This is a genomic window from Sphingobium sp. VMM (assembly GCF_056790315.1).
In genome coordinates this window covers 459,727-478,959 of sequence record NZ_JBXGSI010000001.1, presented here as the reverse complement: position 1 = coordinate 478,959, position 19,233 = coordinate 459,727, and the positions used below count along the sequence as shown (strand labels likewise).

The following is a 19,233-nucleotide window of genomic DNA, read 5'->3' as shown; positions in this document are numbered from 1 at the left end:
TTGGTTGGGCGGGTCGGGAATTGAGGGGGCCAGTATCCAGCCGTCAGCCACGCGCGACAAATTGTAGGATGAATGATATTAAGTTGTTATAGTTCAATATGTTGCCAAATTTTCTACGTTAACCGACAGCTTGCCTAGTGCATATATTTGCCCACCAATTTCATGACATGTGCAGAAATTTGCACATAGGCGGCCGACGCGATATGCAGGGCTATGGACGGCGCCCGCTTCCCGAATCGCATCCTGTGGATCGCCCTGTTCCTGGGCGTGGCTAGCAGCCTGCTCTGGCTGTCGGGCGAGGTTGCCGAGCGCAATGCCATTGCCCGGCTGAGCGCGGAGACGCGCGGCGCCGCGATCCTGCGCCAGGCCTATCTCAAGAGCGAGATCGAGCGGTTCCGGCTGTTGCCCATCGCCCTGTCCGATGACAGCGACCTGGTCGCCGGCCTCACCGGATCACAGGCCGCGCTGCGCGCGCTGGACCGCAAGCTGCAGGCGCTTGCCCGCACCACCGGCGCGGCGCAAATCTATGTGCTCGACGCATCCGGGCGCACCGTCGCATCGAGCAACTGGGGCAGCGAGCGCAGCTTCGTCGGCCAGGACTATTCCTTCCGCAATTATTTCAAGCTCGCCGCCGCCCATGGATCGGGCGCGCAATTCGCCCTCGGCACGATCAGCGAGCGGCCCGGCATGTATCTGTCGCGGCGATCGCGCGGCGGCGGCTATGTCGTGGTGAAGCTGGAATTTGACGGGATCGAGCAGCAATGGGCGCGGCTGGGCGAGATCACCTTCATTACCAGTCGCGAGGGCATCATCCTGATCACCAGCCGCCCCGACTGGCGTTTCACCACCATCCATCCATTGTCGGCGCAGGCCAAGCAGCGCTTTCGCGCCGAATTGCAGTCCGGCCGCGGCTCGCTGCTGCCAGTGCCGCTCAAGGGCATGGGCGATGCCGATGGCCGGCAGATCGTCAGCCCCGCCGACGAACCGCGCCGCCGCCTGCTGTGGCAATCGGTCGCGGCCGGCGAACCGGGCTGGCAGCTCAACATGCTGACGCCGCTGCATGGCGTGGAGAGCTTCGTGCGCACGGTGCGGCTGGCGACCCTGCTGCTGCTGCTGCTGCTCGCCGGCGGCATCTGGATATTGCGCGAGCGCAGCCATCGTCGCGCCGAACGTGCTGCCATGGTCGCCGCCCGCACCAGCGAACTGGAGGCGATGGTGACGGCCCGCACCCGCGAACTGCGCCGGGAGATGGAAGAACGTGCCGCCAGCGAAACGCGCGCCGATACGCTGCGCGAAGGGCTGCGCCAGGCCAATCGCCTAGCTTCGCTGGGCCAGATCACCGCCGGCATCGCCCATGAAACCGCCCAGCCGGTCGCTGCAATCCGCAGCTATGCCGCCAATGGCCGGCTGTTGATCGCGCGCGGCGATAGCGAGGCGGCCGCCGAGAATATGGCGGCGATCGAGCGGCTGACCGACCGGATCGGCAAGGTCACCGCCGAACTGCGCGGCTTTTCGCGCAAGGCGACCGGCGCCATCGACGCCATTCTGCTCGGCGGGCCGATCGAGGGCAGCGTGCTGATCCTCAAATCGCGGCTCGCGCGGGTCGACCTGCACCTGCCGGACCTGCCGGACGATCTGCGTGTCATGGCCGACATGATCCGGCTGGAACAGGTGCTGGTCAATCTGCTGCAAAATGCGCTGGAAGCACTGGAGGGCGTGGCCGCGCCCGCCATCCGCCTGTCGGTCGCGCTCGATGCGGAGACGGTGCTGCTGTCGGTGATCGACAATGGGCCGGGCATCGATCCTTCGGTGCAGGGCCAGCTTTTCACGCCCTTCGTCACCAGCCGCCCGTCGGGCCTGGGGCTCGGCCTCGTCATCGCCAGCGACATCATGGCCGACATGGGCGGATCTCTGCGCCTGCTGCCCAGTGAAGTCGGCGCCCATTTCCAGCTGAGTTTGAAACGCGCATGACCGACATGCCCCCGCGTCCGATCGCCCTGGTCGACGATGATGATGATTTGCGCGCGGCCATAGCGCAGACGCTGAGACTGGCAGGCCATGATGTTCGCGCCTTCGCCCGCGCTGCCGACGCGCTGGCGGCGATCGATGCGGACTTTCCCGGCGTGGTGGTCAGCGACGTGCGGATGCCGCACATGTCGGGCACCGACCTGTTCCGGGCGCTCCACGCCCGTGACGCGGAACTGCCGGTGATCCTAGTCACCGGCCATGGCGATGTGCCGATGGCGGTGGATGCGCTCAAGGCCGGCGCCTGGGACTTCCTGACCAAGCCGTTCAATCCCGACGCGCTGCTGGCATCAGTCGCGCGGGCGAGCGAGAAGAGGCTGCTAGTGATCGAGAACCGCCGCCTGCGCGCGATGGTCGACACCGCCGTCGCCTCCCCGCTGATCGGCCATTCCCCGGCGATCGAGCGGTTGCGCGACATGGTGGCAACCCTGGCCGACACCAATATCGACATTTTGGTCGAGGGCGAGACCGGCACCGGTAAGGAACTGGTTGCGCGCATGGTCCATCAGCGCAGCCGCCGCGCCAGCGCCCAGTTCGTCAGCATCGCCTGCGCCGCGGTGCCGGATTCGATCGCCGAGACCAGCCTGCATGGCGAAAGCCTGGCCGGACGCGCGCCGCTCGAAGGGCGGCTGGCCCGCGCGCATCAGGGCACCTTGTTCCTGGACGATGTCGACCAGTCGGGGCCGGCGCTGCAGGCGCATTTGATCCAGTTTCTGGAAGATCGGCTGGTTCGCCCGGTCGGAGCGCGCGAACCCCAGCCGGTGGACCTGCGCGTGATCGGCTGCATGACGCAGCAGGGCCAGGCGGCGACGATCCAGCCGGCCCTGCTCTATCGGCTGGCGGCGGTGCGGCTGCACATCCCGCCGCTGCGCGAACGGCGCGAGGATATTCCGCTGATCTTCGCCCATCTGCTCGATGCCGCCGCCCGCCGCTTTCGCCGCGCGGTGCCGCCGGTCAGCCGGGCGGTACTGGCCCATCTGCTGGACCATGACTGGCCCGGCAATGTCCATGAACTGGGGCGACTGGCCGAACGGCTGGCGCTGGGTCTGGAGCAGGAACCCGCCAGCGACGGCGCGACGCTGCCGCTCGACGTGCGCATGGATGCGTTCGAGCGCATGGCGATCATCGAGGCGATCCAGGCGACCGGCGGCGACATGGGCCAGGCGATCGAGCGCCTCGGCCTGCCGCGCAAGACCTTCTATTATCGGGTCCGGCGGCTGGGCATCGATTTGCGGAAGCTTCGCGGGCTGGATGGATAGGGCGCCAGCCACATGACAGAAATGTAATGTTTGATATGTTGTAACATCATGGACATGTTTTTACAGAGGCGGGGCAGCCTCCAGCGCGACCGAGCAGGGCCTGGAGGTCAGAATAATGTCGCTCCATCCACCTCGGGGGATCCAAGTCCATGCAATTCCAGTTTCTCGCCGGCTGTGCGCTTGCCGTTCTCGGCGTTTCGACGGCCGCCCATGCGCAAACCGCATCGGATGACGCCGCCGACGGCTATCATCAGGCGGCCCGCACCGACATCATCGTCACCGGTATATTGCCGACCCGCCGCCAGGACATGCTGTCCAGCGTCGCCGTGGTCGAGGGCAAGGATCTGACCCAGGCGATCCGCCCGTCGATCGGCGAGACGCTGGAACATCAGCCGGGCGTATCCGCCACCTCCTTCGGCCCCAGCGCATCGCGCCCGGTGCTGCGCGGCCTGCAGGGCGAACGCGTCAAGATGCTGACCAACAGTCTGTCGACCGTCGATGTATCCAACACCTCGGTCGATCATGCGGTGGTCGTCAATCCGCTGCTTGCCGAACGGATCGAGGTGCTGCGTGGGCCGCAGTCGCTGCTCTATGGATCTTCAGCGATCGGTGGCGTGGTCAACGTCATCGACAAGCGCATCCCGAATGCAATCCCGGATGAGCCGGTCCATGTCGATGCGATCGGCACCTATGGTTCGGCCGCGGACGAGCGTTCGGGCGCGGCCTCGGTCGATGTCCCGCTATCGGGCGGCTGGGTCGCCCATGCCGATGGCAGCTATCTGAAAAGCGACGATGTCCGCATCGGCGGCCATGCCCTCACCCCTGCCCTGCGCGATCAGGCGCTGGCATCGAGCCTGCTCCCCGCCGAACCGGCGGAAGAAGGCGAGGAAGCGATCGACTTTGCCGGCAATGCCGCGGTCAAGGGCAAGCTGCCCAATTCGGCGGCCAAGACCTGGACCGCCGGCGGGGGCATCGCCTATATCGGCGACACCGGCAATATCGGTATTTCCTACGACCATTATGACAGCCTCTATGGCGTGCCGATCCGCTTCGCGACCCAGCCGGGCGACGAGCAGGAAGCCCCGCGCCTCAGCATGAAGCAGGACAGCGTCAACCTGCGCGCCGAAGTGAATGGCGACGGCAATGTGCTGGACAAGGTTTCGCTGCGTCTGGGCTATGCGGACTATACCCATGCCGAACTGGAGGAAGATGGCTCGGTCGGCACCGCCTTCTTCAGCAAGGGCATGGAAGCCAGGCTGGAACTGACCCAGGCCAAGCATGGCGCCTGGCGCGGCGCGACCGGCGTGCAACTGTTCAACCGCGACTTCAACGTGATCGGCGAGGAAGCCTTCCTGCCGAAGAATTCGACCACGCAGGTCGGCGTCTTCACCTTGCAGCAGCTCGATTATGGCGCGCTCAAGTTCGAGCTTGGCGGCCGCTACGAACATACCAGCCTGACCGCCAATCCGCTGGAGGATCAGGAGCAGTTCTTCGCCGGCCAGCGCAGCTTCGACGCCTTCTCCGGCTCGGCCGGCGCCTCCTATGGCCTAACCGACAGCTGGCGCATCGGCCTCAACCTGTCGCACACCGAACGCGCGCCGGCGGCTGAAGAATTGTTCGCCAACGGTCCCCATGCCGGCACGCAGGCCTATGAGGTCGGCAATCCCGACTTCAATCTGGAAAAGGCCAACAGCGTCGAGGCGATCCTGCGCGGCAGCGGCGACAATTACAGCTTCGAGGCCTCGGCCTATCACACCTGGTTCTCGAACTTCATCTATGAGGATCTGACCGGCGAGGAAGAAGATGGCCTGCCCGTCTACGCCTTCAACCAGGCAGATGCCCGCTATTATGGCTTCGAGGTGCAGGGATCGCTGACCCTGGCCAAGCTGGGCGACGGCAAGATCGTCGCTGATGGCCTGGCCGACTATGTCCATGCCAATGTGAAGAGCGTCGGGCCGGCGCCGCGCATTCCCCCGCTCCGTCTGCTCGGTGGCCTGGCCTATCAGGCGACCAAGTTCGACCTGCGCGGCGAAGTCGAGCGCGTCAGCAAGCAGGACCGGGTCGCCGAGTTCGAGACCACGACACCCGGCTACACCATGGTCAATGCCGAGTTGAATGTTCGCCCCTGGGGCAAGGAACGTCCGCTCAGCTTCGCCCTGTCGGCCAACAACATCTTCGATGTGGTCGCCCGCCGGGCCTCGTCCTTCCTCAAGGACTATGCCCCGCTCACCGGCCGCGACATCCGCGTGACCGCGCGGGTCAGCTTCTGATCCGGAATGCCGGGGCGGCTTGGTCGCCCCGGCATCTGCCACGATGCGCAATACAGGCAAATCCGTCAGGCCAACCCGTCGCCCCGGCGAAGTGCGGCGCCTGGTGGCTACGCTGCTGGAACAGGCCCGCGCCCCCCTGCCGGCCTATGACCTGCGAAGCCTGTCCGCCGAGCGGCATGAGCGGCTCTACGCACCCCAGGTCTATCGCGCACTCAATGAACTGATCGCCCAGGGCAAAGTCCTGCGGATTGAGACGTTGAACGCTTTCTGCGCCATTCGGCAAGGCCCTGCTGCCGTCGGCATCTGCCAGCATTGTGGTCAGGTCGAACAGATCGATATGGGCGACATCAAATCGGCCCTTGGCCACTTGTTCGCGCAGCGGGGCTTCCTAATCGACCGGCTGGTGGTGGAAGGAAGCGGCCATTGTTGCCAATGCCCACTTCCTTCCGACAAGGGTGCGATCAGCGCTCCCTGAGCACCGGATAGAGATGATGATAGGGGCTACGATCGGGCAGCCGGGCCGATAGCCAGTCGAGCCGCGCGTCGCCATCGGCCGCAAATGTGGCATCAGCGGCCAATTTCGCCTCGAACTCTGCGCGAAGCTGCGCATCAGCGGCGAGGAGCGCCTCGGCGATCGGCGCCCGGACGAAGTCCTCCGCCCCAGAAGGCGCCGCCAATATCTCCGGGAAGAAGCCCCAGGCAAGGAAACTGTCCTGGCTTTCCGGCTCCAGCAGCGCTGCCGCCAAAAGGCCCAGCGGCTGATCGGCAGGCACGCGCACCGTGCCGGCTGGCAGCGTTTCAGTCACGGTCTCGTGCCGCAACTTCGTGTCCAGCGGGATGCGCGCGTCGCGCACCGACATCGATTGCGGGTCGACCAGCCGCGCCCGATCGAGCGTCAGCGTGCGCGGCGCGTCCAGCACATCATACTGAATGCCGTGCAGCGTCAGCCGATCGATCACCTCGGCCTGACCGGCCGGTATCCACCAGGCCCTCGGCAGACGCACCGTTTCGACCGGTTCCTGGCCGATGATCGGCATCCGCCAGTCGACCGGGCGGCCCAGCCATTTCTGTTCCCTGCGCCCGCTCGCCGGCGAGACATAGGTGTCGAAGGCAATGCCCTTGAACCGTTCGACCCAGCCGATCGGCTGCGCAGCGAGTTTCCACCGGGTCAGCATTTCGGCGGGGCGCGATGCCCGGTCGCTGGCCTTCGCCTGCGCGATCGCTCCGGCATCCTGCCCGGCCAGCTTCAGCGCCGCCTCCAGCAGGACATAAGTGCCCAGCACCCGTTGGCGATAGGGCTTCATCATATGGTTTTCGACCAGCACGGTCGGAACGCCGATGAAATCGCCATAGCCGGTCGAATAGCGCGGTCCTTCGGGCGCCTGACGGATGCCCTTTGTCGGCTCCCGCGTGTCGATCGGGCTGGGATAGATGGTGGGGATATGGCCAGCCTTTTCCAGTGCTGACGTCACGCTCGGTCCGAAACGGCCCTGCAGCCAGTCTGCGGTGGCGCGATGGTAGGCATAGCGGCCCCAGCCGGCATAGGTGAATGTGATGTCATATTGCATGTCGAAGCCGTCGCTGACATGGCAATCGACATAGAGGATCGGGTCCAGCCGACGCAGCAGGCCGATCATCGCCCGGCTTTCGGGCGCGTCCGCTTTGGAATAGTCGCGGTTCAGGTTGATGTTGCGGCTGTTGCCGACATAGCCTTTTTCCGCCGGGCCGCGCAGCGCCGGGAAGTTCCAGCGGCTCATCTTCTCATGCCCGTCGATATTATAGACCGGCACGAACACCAGATCGACCTTGTCGAGCAGCCCGTCCTTGCCGCGCAGCGCGATGTCGCGCAGCAGCATCAGCCCGGCATCCTTGCCGTCGATCTCGCCCGCATGGATGCCCGCCTGCACCAGCACGACCGGCTTGCCCGCGCCGCCCTTACTGGCGCGGACCAGCAGCATGTCGCGGCCTTCGCCGGTGCGGCCGAAGGTTTCGAGGCTGATGAGGGGAGATGCTGCGTCCAGACGCTTCAACCACGCCTCGACCTCGGCATAGCGCGGCGTGGTGGAAAAACCGGCCTGCTCGGCCGGCGTGATCCAGGGATCATCCTTGCCGACGACCAGCTTTTCACTTGCCCCCGACCAGGGCAGCGTTGGCGGTAGCACCGAAGCGGGCAGCCCCGGCAGCAGCGCCTGGGTCGGCTGCTGCGCAATGGCGGTGCCAGCAACACACAAAGCGGCGGCGCCCAGAAGGCGCGTCATGCTCTTGCTCATGTCTCTATCCTTCCGGCTCAGAAGCGGGCGCGCACGCCGACGGTGGCGGTGCGCGGCGTGCCCGGCTGCACCCAGACCGAGCTATAGCTGCTGGCATACCATGTCTCGTCGAACAGGTTGCTGATCGTCCCGAACAGCTCGACACCCTCGATCACATCGACGCTGCCGAACAGGCGGAACAGGGTGTGCGATGGCAGGGTGAAGTCCGTGCCCGTTTCGCCCAGCCGTTCACCGACATATTGCATGCCCGCGCCCAGTTGTGCCCCGCGCCCGGCCAGTTCGAAATGCTTGGCGACCTGGATGTTGAGATTATGGTCGGGAATGTTGATCAGCCTGTCCCCCGGCAGGATCTGGGTGGCGAAATTGGGGTCGTTCACCGCCTCCCGCGCTTCGGCATCGGTATAGGCGTAGCTCAGCAGGATATCGATGTCGCCGGGCAGATGGCCGTTCACGTCCAGTTCGATACCGCGGCTCCGCGCCTTTCCGATCGCGACGGAAAAGCCGGGATTATTATTGTCGCTGGCCAGCACATTGTCCTTGGTCAGCTGATAGACGGACAGGGTGCCGGTCAAAGCGCCGCCGAGCGCGGTCAGCTTGACACCCGCCTCAATCGACTCGCTCGTTTCCGGGTCGAAGATATTGTTGAAGAAATCCGCGCCGACATTGGCACGATAGCCCTGGCCATAAGCGGCATAGAGGGTGATCGGATCGCTGAGGTCATAGACGATGCCGACCTGCGGACTGAACCGCTCATATTTGCGGCTATTGTAACGGTTGGCCTCCGGAAGGGTGCGGTTATCGACCTTCAGCGTCAGATTGTCATAACGACCGCCGATGCGGATCTGCAGTCGATCGGTCAGTTCGATCTGGTCCTGCACATAGAAGCCGAAGCTGCGCTGGGTATCCAGACGATTCGTCAGCACCGACGTCGCAGGCAGCGGATATTGGCCATAGACCGGATTGTCGATGTCGATGACATAGCCCGCTTGATCGCTCGGATTGCTGCTCAGCGCCGGCGGGCGATAGCGGGTGAAATAATTATCATATTCGAACTGGTCGAAATCGCCGCCGATCAGCACGCGATGACGTAGCGATCCGGTCTCGAACTTGCCGGCGACCTCGGCGCGAACCACGCTATGTTCCGCATCATAGCGGCGCGAGCGGCGCTGGCGCGACAGGGAGCGGCCATCGACATAGAGTTTCTGACGCGACGCGGTCTGCTCGGCGTCGGAGGAGAAACCGGTCAGCAGCGTGTCGCGATGGCTGGCCCCGACCAGCAGGCTCCAGTCGTCATTGAACTGATGGTCGAGCCGCAACTGGTGGCCGGTGGCGCGCGCCACCGTGTCGCCATCGCCCGGCTCGCCCAGGAAGCGCGAGCGCGGCACGGTGTTGAAATCATTGTTCAGGACGACGATGCCGCGATCAAACGGCACTTCCACGCGTGTCCATTCGAAGTCATAGGTGAGGCGTGTCCGGTCGCCCAGCGCAACGCCGATCGAGGGCAGGAAGCCCCAGCGTTTCTGCGACACATAGTCGCGGAACGTGTCGCCCTTCTCATAATAGCCGATCAGCCGCGCGGTGATGCCGTCGGTCAGCGCCAGATTGGCGTCGGCGTCAGCGCGGAACCGGTCATAGCTGCCATATTGCAGCGTGCCCGTGCCGAAGGTCCGGCCGATTTCCGCCTGCTTGGTGACGAGGTTGATCGTGCCGCCCGGCTCGCCGCGCCCGATCAGCGCCGCCGCCGGCCCCTTGAGCACCTCGACCCGTTCGATCCCGGCCACGTCGCGCTGGCCGCCAAAGCCGCGCCCGGCGTTGAAGCCGTTGACCAGATAGCCGCTCGGCAGATTTTCATCGCCGGCAAAGCCGCGAATGGCGAAACTGTCCCACAGCCCGCCCAACGTATTCTGGCGCGCGACCGAGGCATTCATGTCCAGCGCGTCGGTCAGACGCAGGATATTATTCTGCTGCAGAGTCTCCGCGTCGATCTCTGTGATGGCCTGGGGAATTTCCTTCACGGAGAAATCGCCACGATAGGCCTGGCGCACGCCGTCGACCGTGATGGCACCCTCGCCCTCCGGCACATGATGAACCGCGTCGCCGGTCTGCGCCTGGGCTGGAAGCCAGGCCAGGACGGCGGCCAGCGGCAGCGCGCGGGCGATGCGACGGAAGCGACGGGAACGGACGGGCGCAGCGCAGGCGCGCGGCAGGAACTGGATCGACATATTTTCCCCTGAATCAAATGAGACGCAATCTCATTCACTGCTGCCCCTAGGGTAGGCCTGTCGCGCCCGTCAATGGAAATGTTATATTATTTCATTGACAGATTGCTGCATCGCCGAAATGGTCCGGCGCAACAGCCAAGGAGCCTTGCCCCCATGTCCCTGACCGCCACCGGCCAGCCCATCCTATTGTCCGACGTCAACCTGTCCTATGGCAGCCATCATGTGCTGCGCGGCCTGACCCTGCATGTCGATGCCGGCGAAATCTATGCGCTGCTCGGCGGCAATGGGGCGGGCAAATCGACCACCATGTCGACCCTACTGGGTTTTGCCCGGCCCGACAGCGGCACGGTGCTGGTGGCCGGCCATGACCCGGCGGCGCAACCCGACAAGGCGCGCGAGCAGATCGCCTATGTCCCCGAAAATGTCGCCCTTTACGAGCATCTGACAGCGCGGGAAAATGCCGCCTATCTGCTGGCGCTGGCCGGCCGCCACCCGGCCCCGCAGGAGATTGACGGCGCGTTCGACGCCACGGGCCTGCAGGCATCGGCCTGGGACAAGCGGCTCGGCGGCTTTTCCAAGGGGATGCGGCAGAAGGTGGCGATCGCCATCGCCTTGCTGCGCGAAGTGCCGGTATTGCTGCTCGACGAGCCCTCTTCCGGCCTTGACCCGCGCGCGACCGCCGATTTCAACCGACTGGTCCATGATGTCGCGCGCAAGGGCGCGGCCGTGCTGATGGTCACCCATGACCTGCTGTCGGCCGCCGACATTGCCGACCGGATCGGCTTTCTCGAATCCGGCCGGATCGTCGACGAGGCATCGGCGCAGGGCACGGACCGCTTCGACGTGCGAGACCTGCATCGCAAGTTCGCGCGGGAGGCCGTTGCCGCATGAGCGCCATCACCCTGATCGCGCGCGACGAATTGCGGCTGATGCGGCGCAACCGCGTCGCCGTCATCGCCTTCGCGCTGCTCGTCCTGTTGACGCTCGCTGCCGCGCTCATCAGTTGGTCGCACCAGAGCGGCATTGCCGAAACCCGCGCCCGGTTCCAGGCCCAGGCCGCCGAGGCGTTCGAGGCGCAGCCCGACCGCCACCCCCATCGCATGGTCCATTTCGGCAATTTCATCTTCCGCCCGCTGCCACCGCTCGCTGCCTTCGATCCCGGCGTCGATGCGTTCACCGGCAACAGCATCTTCCTGGAAGGGCATCGCCAGAACAGCGCCAATTTCGGCGATGTCCGCCAATCCTCGCTGCTGGTCCGCTTCGGCCAGCTGACCCCGGCCTTCGTGTTGCAGGTGATTGCGCCGCTGCTGCTGATCTTCCTTGGCTATGGCGCGGTCGCGCGTGAACGCGAACGCGGCACGCTGCGCCAGATGCTGGTGCAGGGCGTGTCCGCCCGCGCACTGGTCATGGGCAAGCTGCTGGCGCTAGCCGTGGTCGCCGCGCTGGTCGGTCTGCCCGCGCTCATCGCCTTCCTGTTGATCGCGGGTCAGCCGGGCGCGCTGGCCGGGCCGATGGCGGTGATCGCGCTTGGCTATGGCGCCTATCTGGCACTGTGGTCGATCATCGTGATCCTTGTCTCCGCGCTGGTAAGGCGCGGCCGCGACGCGCTGCTCGCGCTGCTCGCGCTCTGGGCGGTGCTGGTGATCCTGCTGCCGCGCGTGGCACCCGATATTGCGGCGCAGGCCCATGGCCTGCCCACCCGCCTGGAAACCGACATTGCCATCCAGCAGGATCTGCATCGCCTTGGCGACGCGCATAACCCTGACGATCCTTTCTTCAACGCCTTCAAGCAGAAGGTGCTGCGCCGCTATGGCGTCGACAAGGTGGAGGATCTGCCGGTCAATTATAACGGCCTGCTCGCGGTCGAGGGCGAGAAGCTGACGTCGGGTCTGTTCGACGCCTATGCCGATCGCAGCTTCGCAATCCAGCAGGCGCAGCGCCGCCTGACCGACGGTTTCGGCATCGTCAGCCCAGCCATCGCGCTGCGTCGCTTGTCAATGGCCGCGGCGGGCACCGATCTGGCCGGCCATCGCCGCTTCCTCGCCCAGGCCGAAGCCTATCGCTACGCCATGGTCCAGCATCTCAACCAATTGCAGGCGGATGCCGTCAGCTATGCCGACGACAAGGCCAAGGATGCCGGCGCCGATCAGCGCAAGCGCATCTCCGCCGACCATTGGCAGGCGATCCCGCAATTCCGCTTCATCGCGCCGACGGCCGGCGACCTGGTGACGGCCAGCCTGCCCGGCCTGGGCCTGCTGCTCGCCTGGCTGGCACTCGCGCTGCTGGCGCTGCTGCCCGTCGCCCGCCATCTTCAGAAAGCCCGTCCATGACCCTCCTCACCCATGAACTGCGCCTGCTGCTGCGCTCGCGCATGGCGCTGCTGGCGCTACTGCTGGTCGCCCTGCTCGCCATCGCCTCGGTCGCTGCCGGCATGGCCGAAGTCGCCCGACAGCGCGCCGTCATCGCCCGCATCCAGCCGAAACAGGCACAGGATATCGCGGCCGTCGCGCAATGGGCCGGCAAGACGCAGGATCCCGGCAATGCCGCCTATTACAGCTTCCATGCCACCTGGGATGCGCCCGCGCCGCTCGCCTTCGTGGCGCTCGGCTTGCGGGACGTCGCACCTTACATCCTGCGTGTCCGCGCGCTGGGGCTGGAAGCACAGCTTTACGATGGCGAGGCGTTCAATCCCGAACTGGCGCTGCCCGGTCGTTTCGATTTCGCCTTCGTGCTGGTCTATCTGACGCCCCTGTTCGTGATCGCCCTGTTCCACGACCTGGTCTCAGGCGAGCGGGAAGCCGGGCGGCTGCGCATGCTCGATGCGCTCGCAGGATCGGGACGGCATCTCTGGGCGCGGCGCGTGCTGCTGCGCGGCGGACTTCTGTTCCTCGCCCTCGCCGTGCCGCTGGCGATCGGCGCAACCCTGTCGCATGTGCCGCTGCTGCCGCTGCTCGCGGTGCTGGGCCTCGTCGCCCTCTATCTCGCCTTCTGGATTGGCGTCACGCTGCTGGTAGGACGGCTGCGCTGGAGTTCGGTCACCAATGCCGCGACGCTTGCCGGCCTGTGGCTGCTGCTTACCCTGCTGCTGCCGACCATCGCCCATTTCGCGATCAATCGCGCCATCCCGGTCGGCCAGGGCGTGGAACTGACGCTCGCCCAACGCGAGGCGGTCAACCGTGCCTGGGACATTCCGCGCGAACAGACGATGCGGGCTTTCTATGCCGGCCACCCCGAATGGAAGGACAGCCCGCCGCTAGGCCACGCATTCCACTGGAAATGGTATTTCGCCTTCCACCAGGTCGGCGATGAAAGCGTCGCGCCCAAGGCGAACGCCTACCGCCACGGGATCGAGGCGCGCGACGCCGCCGCCCGTTCGGTCGGCTGGCTGCTGCCCTCGGTCGGTGTGCAGGCGCTGCTCGCCCGCCTCGCCGACACCGACATGCAGGCGCAGTTCGCCTATCAGGATCGCATCCGCGCCTTCCATGCCAGGCTGCGCAATTATTATTATGGCTATCTCTTCACCGACAAGCCGTTCGGGCAGGCGGATTTCGAAAGCGCTCCGCGCTTCGACGATATGTGAGAGACTGTGATGGCCGGGGATGAGGGCGAAATTGCTCGCTTCGCTTCATCCTCGGCGGCAACCATCGACTTGCCGAGGGCACATAGAAGCACCGGTGCTGGTCTGTGCCTGCAACGGTCAACTACCGATGTTGGATATCTCCAGCCATGCTTCAACGCAAATCGTTGAAATCATGGTGGGCGCGACAGGGATTGAACCTGTGACCCCACCCGTGTGAAGGGTGTGCTCTACCGCTGAGCTACGCGCCCCCTGTAAGGAGGAGGCGGCCTTTCGCATCCGATGCCGGGCCTGTCAAGCGCCGCCTTGCAGCTTTTTGGAAATTATCTCTGTCCAGCGCGTTTGGCCGCATTATACAGGCCCGACCAACATAGATCAGAAAGTGCATCATCCATGCGTCAGACCGTCGCTCTCGTCCTTGCCTCCATGCTCCTGTCCGCGCTCGCCGCCTGCAACACGGTGCAGGGCGTCGGCCGCGACATCGAATCGGTCGGCACTGCCGGCAAGGAAGTCATTCACTGATAACGGGGACAGGGCGGCATCCTGCCGCCCTGCATCACTGCAGGATGCGCGGAAAGGCCGACTTCTTGCGCAAACGCACACCGTCGCAATCCGGCTCGCCGCATTCGCACGCCTCGATCGCATAGCGTACGCCACACATTACCAGAACATCCTGGTCGAACGAATAGTTGGCAATACCCGCGCGCTCGACCTTTTCTTGTGCTCTGGCCTTGAGAGTCATGAGTAGCTTCCCTCCATTTGGGACGACCGACAATGATTGCTGCGTTGCACAATGTCAATTCATCGACATTGGTTCCTTAACCGACAGTCAGAAATCGTCCCGCAAATCGCACGTTTCGGCGGCGGACTCGTGTTTCTACATAGACGCTTGCAGCGCTTGACTGCCGCTCCCATATGCGCGGTCATGAATGACCATAACCGCTCGTCCATGCCGGTCTGGCATGGCACCACCATCATGTCGGTCCGCAAGAATGGAAAGGTCGTCGTCGCCGGCGATGGCCAGGTTTCGATGGGCCAGACGGTGATGAAGCCCAATGCGCGCAAGGTACGCCGCCTGCATGACGGCAGCGTCATCGGCGGCTTTGCCGGCGCCACCGCCGACGCCTTCACCCTGTTCGAGCGGCTCGAAGCCAAGCTGGAACGCCATAATGGCCAATTGATGCGCGCCGCCGTCGAACTCGCCAAGGACTGGCGCACCGACAAATATCTGCGCAACCTGGAAGCGATGATGATCGTCGCGGATAAGGACGTCACCCTGATCCTGACCGGCAATGGCGACGTGCTGGAGCCGCTCGGCGGCGTCGCCGCGATCGGCTCGGGCGGCAATTATGCCCTCGCCGCCGCCCGTGCGCTGGTGGAATATGAGGAAGATGCCGAAACCCTCGCCCGCAAGGCGATGGGTGTGGCGGCGGATATCTGCGTCTACACCAACGACCAGCTCACCATCGAAACGCTCGACAGCGCAGCCTGAGATTTCAAGAAAAGACCATGAACGACAATCTGACCCCCAAAGCCATCGTTGCCGCGCTCGACGCGCATATTATCGGCCAGCATGATGCCAAGCGCGCCGTCGCCGTCGCGCTGCGCAACCGCTGGCGCCGCCAGCACCTGCCCGCCGACCTGCGCGACGAGGTGACGCCCAAGAATATCCTGATGATCGGGCCGACGGGCTGCGGCAAGACCGAGATCAGCCGCCGTTTGGCGAAGCTGGCCGACGCGCCCTTCGTCAAAGTCGAAGCCACCAAGTTCACCGAGGTCGGCTATGTCGGTCGCGACGTGGAGCAGATCGTTCGCGATCTGGTCGAGGAAGCGGTGCGCCTGGAAAAGGACCGCCGCCGCGAAGCCGTGCGCGAAGCCGCGTCGGAAGCCGCCATGGCCCGCCTGCTCGATGCGCTGACCGGCAAGGATGCGAGCGAGGCCACCCGCCTCTCCTTCCGCCAGAAGATCGAGGGCAACCAGATGAACGATGTCGAGGTGGAGGTGGAAGTCGCCGACACCCCGTCGATGCCGATGGAAATTCCCGGCATGGGCGGCCAGGTCGGCATGATCAACCTCAGCGACATGATGTCCAAGGCCTTTGGCCAGCAGCAGAAGAAGCGTCGCAAGATGCGCGTCGCCGACGCCTGGGACAAGCTGGTCGAGGAAGAGCAGGACAAGCGCCTCGATCAGGATGATGTCGCCCGCGTCGCCATCACCAGCGCCGAGCAGAATGGCATCGTCTTCCTCGACGAGATCGACAAGATCGCCGTCAGCGACGTGCGCGGCGGCTCGGTCAGCCGTGAAGGCGTGCAGCGCGATCTGCTGCCGCTGATCGAGGGCACGACCGTCTCGACCAAATATGGCCCGCTCAAGACCGACCATATCCTCTTCATCGCCTCAGGCGCCTTCCATGTCGCCAAGCCCAGCGACCTGTTGCCCGAGCTTCAGGGCCGCCTGCCGATCCGCGTGGAGCTGAAGGCGCTGACCGAGGAGGATTTCGTCGCGATCCTGTCCGACACCAAGGCCAGCCTTGTTGCGCAATATCGCGCGCTGCTGGCGACCGAGGAAGTGACGATCGACCTGACGCCCGAAGGCATCCGCGCGGTCGCGAAGATCGCGGCCGAGGTGAACAGCGAGGTCGAGAATATCGGCGCCCGTCGCCTGCAGACGGTGATGGAAAAGCTGCTGGAGGATGTGAGCTTCGAGGCGGAGGACCGGCGCGGCGAGACGCTGGTGATCGATCGGGCCTATGTCGACAAGCAATTGTCGGCGGTGGCCCATGACACCGACCTCAGCAAATATGTGCTGTAACTGAGCGCATAGCTTCAGTACGGGCCTGCCGTCTCTTATGGCAGGCCCGGATCATCTTCCCCCCTGCCCGCCATCATGTCAGCCTCCGCCATGCGATTCGCAGGGAGGGAATATGATCCGCACTTCGGCCTGGCTCATGGCGAGCCTCAGCATTGCCGCACTGTCCACCACCGCCGAGGCGCAGACCGCCCCCAAACCACCTGTCGCGGCAAAGAAGCCGCATGAGGTGAAGGCGCCCTTCGGCGCGACGCGGCAGGATCCCTATTATTGGCTGCGCGACGACAGCCGCAAGAACCCCGAGATGCTCGCCTATCTGGCGGCCGAAAATGCCTATGCCGACACACTGCTGGCGCCGACCAAGCCGTTGCAGGACAAGCTCTACGCCGAGATCACCGGCCGCATAAAGCAGGACGACAGCAGCGTCCCCTATCGCAAGAAGGGATACTGGTATTACAGCCGCTTCGAGACCGGCGGCGACTATCCGATCGTCGCCCGGCGCAAGGGCAACATGGACGCGCCCGAGCAGATATTGCTCGACGAGCCCAGGATGGGCGCGGGCAAGGGCTATTTCGCGGTCGGCGGCAAGGACGTCAGCCCCGACGACAGGTTGCTCGCCTATGCCGAGGATCTGGTCGGCCGCCGCCAATATGTGATCCGGGTAAAAACGATCGCAGATGGCAAGCTGCTGGCCGATGAAATCCCCAATGCCGAACCCGATTTCGCCTGGGCCGACGACAGCAAGACCCTCTTCTATGTCGAGAAAGATCCCACCACCCTGCTCGGCAAGCGGGTGAAGGCGCATGTTCTGGGAACGCCTGTCGGCGCCGATCGGCTGGTCTATGAGGAGAAGGACGATAGCTTCTACATGGGCCTCAAGACGACGACGTCGGACAAGTTCATCTGCATCGTCCTGCAATCGACCGTCAGCAATGAGGAGCGCTGCGCGCCTTCTGCCAATCCGGCAAGCTTCACGCCGCTCGCGCCGCGGGAACGCGACTTCCTCTACAGCAGCGACAATGTCGGTGGGCAATGGACGATCCGCACCAACTGGCAGGCCCCCAATTACCGGCTGATGACCATATCGGACGCCGATGCCGCCAAGGGCCGCGCCGCATGGAAGGACATCGTGCCGACCAGCGCCAGCGTCTTCATCGAGAATTTCCAGCCATTCGACAGCTTCCTTGCGATCGAGGAACGCTCGGAAGGGAATAAGCGCCTGCGCCTGCTGACCAGGAACGGCAAGAGCAGCTTCGTCAACGCCGATGAGGCCGCCTATGCCATGGCGCTGGACGTCAATGCCGAAAGCGGCACGCCCTGGGTCCGCTACACCTATGACAGCCTGCGTACGCCCGAAACCACCTATGAGGTGAATGTCGACACGGGCGAACGCAAGATACTGAAGGTCCAGGAGGTTAAGGGCTATGACCCCACCAAATATGTGACCGAACGGGTCTGGGCGACTGCGCGCGACGGGACGAAGGTGCCGGTCTCGCTCATCTACGCCAAGGGCTTCCAGAAGAACGGCAGCGCCCCGCTCTACCAATATGCCTATGGCAGCTACGGCTATTCGACCGATCCGGCCTTCTCCCCCCTGCTCCCCAGCCTGCTTGATCGCGGCGTCGTCTATGCCATCGCCCATATTCGCGGCGGCCAGGAAATGGGCCGCCAATGGTATGATGACGGCCACCTCAAGAACAAGATGAACAGCTTCGCCGACTTCATCGACGTGACGCGCGCGCTGGTGGATCAGGGCTATGCGAAGAAGGGCCGGGTCGCCGCGATGGGCGGCAGTGCCGGCGGCCTGCTGATGGGCGCGGTCGCGAACATGGCGCCGCAGGATTATAAGGTCATCATCGCACAGGTGCCGTTCGTCGATGTCGTCACGACCATGCTCGACCCGACCATTCCGCTCACCACCGGTGAATATGACGAATGGGGCAATCCCGAACAGCAGCCATGGTATGATGTGATGCTGGCCTATTCGCCCTACGACCATGTCGAGGCGAAAGCCTATCCCAGCCTGTTCGTCGGCACCGGCCTATGGGACAGCCAGGTCCAATATTATGAGCCGACCAAATGGGTAGCCAAGCTGCGCGCGACCAAGACAGACAGCAATCCGCTAGTCTTCCGCATCAATATGGAGGCCGGCCATGGCGGCAAGTCGGGCCGCTTCCGCCGCTATCGCGACCAGGCCGAATATAGCGCCTTTGCGCTGGAGCAATTGGGCGTCGCGAATTGACCGCCCTGCCCTCGGCTGACCGCCGACCTGTTTCGGACCTGCCCGAACTGCATGGCGCAGGCCTATATGCGTTTTACCTGAATGATCCCGAGCAACTTGCGCCCATCGAAACTGGGGAGAATGGGCTGGTCTATATCGGAATGACGCAGGATGATCTGCATGTGCGCAATCATCTTCTTCACCAGATCAGCGGCTTCTCGACCCTGCGCCGCAGTTTCGGCGCGTTGCTGAAAACCAGGCTCAACCTCGTCGCAATTGCGCGCGGGCGAGGTTCGTCTGAAAGCAATTTTCGTAACTATTGCTTCACCCCCGACGGCGAGCAGCGTCTTTCCCAATGGATGGCAGACCATCTACTGGCGGTGCAATGGACTGCTGATCGGGATGCAGTCAAGGCGATGGAAACCATGCTCATCCAGCGCCACTGCCCGCCGCTCAACCTGATGGAGAACCCTGCCAATCGCTGGCGCAGGCATGTCATGGACCGGCGCGCCTTGTGCGCCGCAGAAGCAAGGGCGGGCTATCGCGCAGCGTGAGGGAGGGCGCGCCCTCCCTCGCCACCA

15 protein-coding genes and 1 tRNA gene are annotated in these 19,233 nt (G+C 64.4%); 12 read left to right on the top strand and 4 right to left on the bottom strand.

Annotated elements, in window-relative coordinates:
* Nucleotides 1-213: 213 nt before the first annotated feature.
* From ACUCV3_RS02420 to ACUCV3_RS02405, 4 genes are all read left to right on the top strand, one after another.
* Nucleotides 214-1,971 carry a sensor histidine kinase gene (locus tag ACUCV3_RS02420; protein ID WP_482240357.1) on the top strand — a complete coding sequence of 586 codons (1,758 nt, stop codon included), beginning with the start codon at nt 214-216 and terminating at the stop codon, nt 1,969-1,971.
* Nucleotides 1,968-3,284: a sigma-54-dependent transcriptional regulator gene (locus ACUCV3_RS02415; RefSeq protein ID WP_482240356.1), complete on the top strand. Its 1,317-nt coding sequence runs from the start codon at nt 1,968-1,970 to the stop codon at nt 3,282-3,284. Before ACUCV3_RS02420 ends, ACUCV3_RS02415 begins: the two co-directional genes overlap by 4 nt.
* Nucleotides 3,285-3,433: 149 nt before the next feature.
* Nucleotides 3,434-5,554, top strand: a complete 2,121-nt coding sequence (locus ACUCV3_RS02410; RefSeq protein ID WP_482240355.1) for a TonB-dependent receptor — start codon at nt 3,434-3,436, stop codon at nt 5,552-5,554.
* 19 nt (nt 5,555-5,573) lie between these two features.
* Nucleotides 5,574-6,029 (top strand): hypothetical protein, encoded by a 456-nt coding sequence (locus ACUCV3_RS02405; RefSeq protein WP_482240354.1) that lies wholly within the window; start codon nt 5,574-5,576, stop codon nt 6,027-6,029.
* Here the strand turns inward: ACUCV3_RS02405 and ACUCV3_RS02400 are convergent.
* Together ACUCV3_RS02400 and ACUCV3_RS02395 are read right to left on the bottom strand one after the other, a co-directional pair.
* Nucleotides 6,016-7,824 (bottom strand): M14 family metallopeptidase, encoded by a 1,809-nt coding sequence (locus ACUCV3_RS02400; RefSeq protein ID WP_279728910.1) that lies wholly within the window; start codon nt 7,822-7,824, stop codon nt 6,016-6,018. The two genes, ACUCV3_RS02405 and ACUCV3_RS02400, sit on opposite strands and share 14 nt — an antisense overlap.
* 17 nt (nt 7,825-7,841) lie before the next feature.
* The gene (locus ACUCV3_RS02395) at nt 7,842-10,046 is read right to left on the bottom strand and encodes a TonB-dependent siderophore receptor (protein WP_279728911.1); all 2,205 of its coding nucleotides are present in this window, start codon (nt 10,044-10,046) and stop codon (nt 7,842-7,844) included.
* 153 nt (nt 10,047-10,199) lie between these two features.
* On the opposite strand from ACUCV3_RS02395, the gene ACUCV3_RS02390 reads away from it, so the two are divergent.
* The 3 genes from ACUCV3_RS02390 to ACUCV3_RS02380 are packed head-to-tail and all read left to right on the top strand — an operon-like array spanning nt 10,200 to nt 13,626.
* Complete coding sequence (locus tag ACUCV3_RS02390; RefSeq protein WP_279728912.1) at nt 10,200-10,937, top strand: ABC transporter ATP-binding protein; 738 nt, start codon at nt 10,200-10,202, stop codon at nt 10,935-10,937.
* On the top strand, nt 10,934-12,376 hold the full coding sequence (locus tag ACUCV3_RS02385) for an ABC transporter permease (protein ID WP_482240353.1): 1,443 nt from the start codon (nt 10,934-10,936) through the stop codon (nt 12,374-12,376). Before ACUCV3_RS02390 ends, ACUCV3_RS02385 begins: the two co-directional genes overlap by 4 nt.
* Nucleotides 12,373-13,626, top strand: a complete 1,254-nt coding sequence (locus tag ACUCV3_RS02380; RefSeq protein ID WP_279728914.1) for a DUF3526 domain-containing protein — start codon at nt 12,373-12,375, stop codon at nt 13,624-13,626. The genes ACUCV3_RS02385 and ACUCV3_RS02380 overlap by 4 nt, the downstream gene beginning before the upstream one ends.
* Before the next feature lie 173 nt (nt 13,627-13,799).
* Here the strand turns inward: ACUCV3_RS02380 and ACUCV3_RS02375 are convergent.
* Nucleotides 13,800-13,874, bottom strand: a tRNA-Val gene (locus tag ACUCV3_RS02375).
* A 142-nt stretch (nt 13,875-14,016) separates the two neighbouring features.
* On the opposite strand from ACUCV3_RS02375, the gene ACUCV3_RS02370 reads away from it, so the two are divergent.
* Entirely contained in the window at nt 14,017-14,145 is a 129-nt protein-coding gene (locus ACUCV3_RS02370; RefSeq protein ID WP_004207212.1) for an entericidin A/B family lipoprotein, read from the top strand.
* Between the two features lie 34 nt (nt 14,146-14,179).
* Here the strand turns inward: ACUCV3_RS02370 and ACUCV3_RS02365 are convergent, their stop codons facing one another.
* Nucleotides 14,180-14,365 carry a hypothetical protein gene (locus tag ACUCV3_RS02365; RefSeq protein WP_004207213.1) on the bottom strand — a complete coding sequence of 62 codons (186 nt, stop codon included), beginning with the start codon at nt 14,363-14,365 and terminating at the stop codon, nt 14,180-14,182.
* 183 nt (nt 14,366-14,548) lie between these two features.
* Between ACUCV3_RS02365 and hslV the strand changes: the two genes are divergently transcribed.
* The 4 genes from hslV (at nt 14,549) to ACUCV3_RS02345 (ending at nt 19,206) form a co-directional block, all read left to right on the top strand.
* Nucleotides 14,549-15,115, top strand: coding sequence for an ATP-dependent protease subunit HslV (hslV, locus tag ACUCV3_RS02360; protein WP_004207214.1), 567 nt, complete (start codon nt 14,549-14,551; stop codon nt 15,113-15,115).
* A gap of 17 nt (nt 15,116-15,132) precedes the next feature.
* Nucleotides 15,133-16,434: an ATP-dependent protease ATPase subunit HslU gene (gene hslU / locus ACUCV3_RS02355; RefSeq protein WP_037519699.1), complete on the top strand. Its 1,302-nt coding sequence runs from the start codon at nt 15,133-15,135 to the stop codon at nt 16,432-16,434.
* 112 nt (nt 16,435-16,546) lie between these two features.
* Nucleotides 16,547-18,673, top strand: a complete 2,127-nt coding sequence (locus ACUCV3_RS02350) for a S9 family peptidase (RefSeq protein ID WP_279728917.1) — start codon at nt 16,547-16,549, stop codon at nt 18,671-18,673.
* Entirely contained in the window at nt 18,670-19,206 is a 537-nt protein-coding gene (locus tag ACUCV3_RS02345; protein ID WP_279728918.1) for a GIY-YIG nuclease family protein, read from the top strand. The genes ACUCV3_RS02350 and ACUCV3_RS02345 overlap by 4 nt, the downstream gene beginning before the upstream one ends.
* Nucleotides 19,207-19,233: the final 27 nt, after the last annotated feature.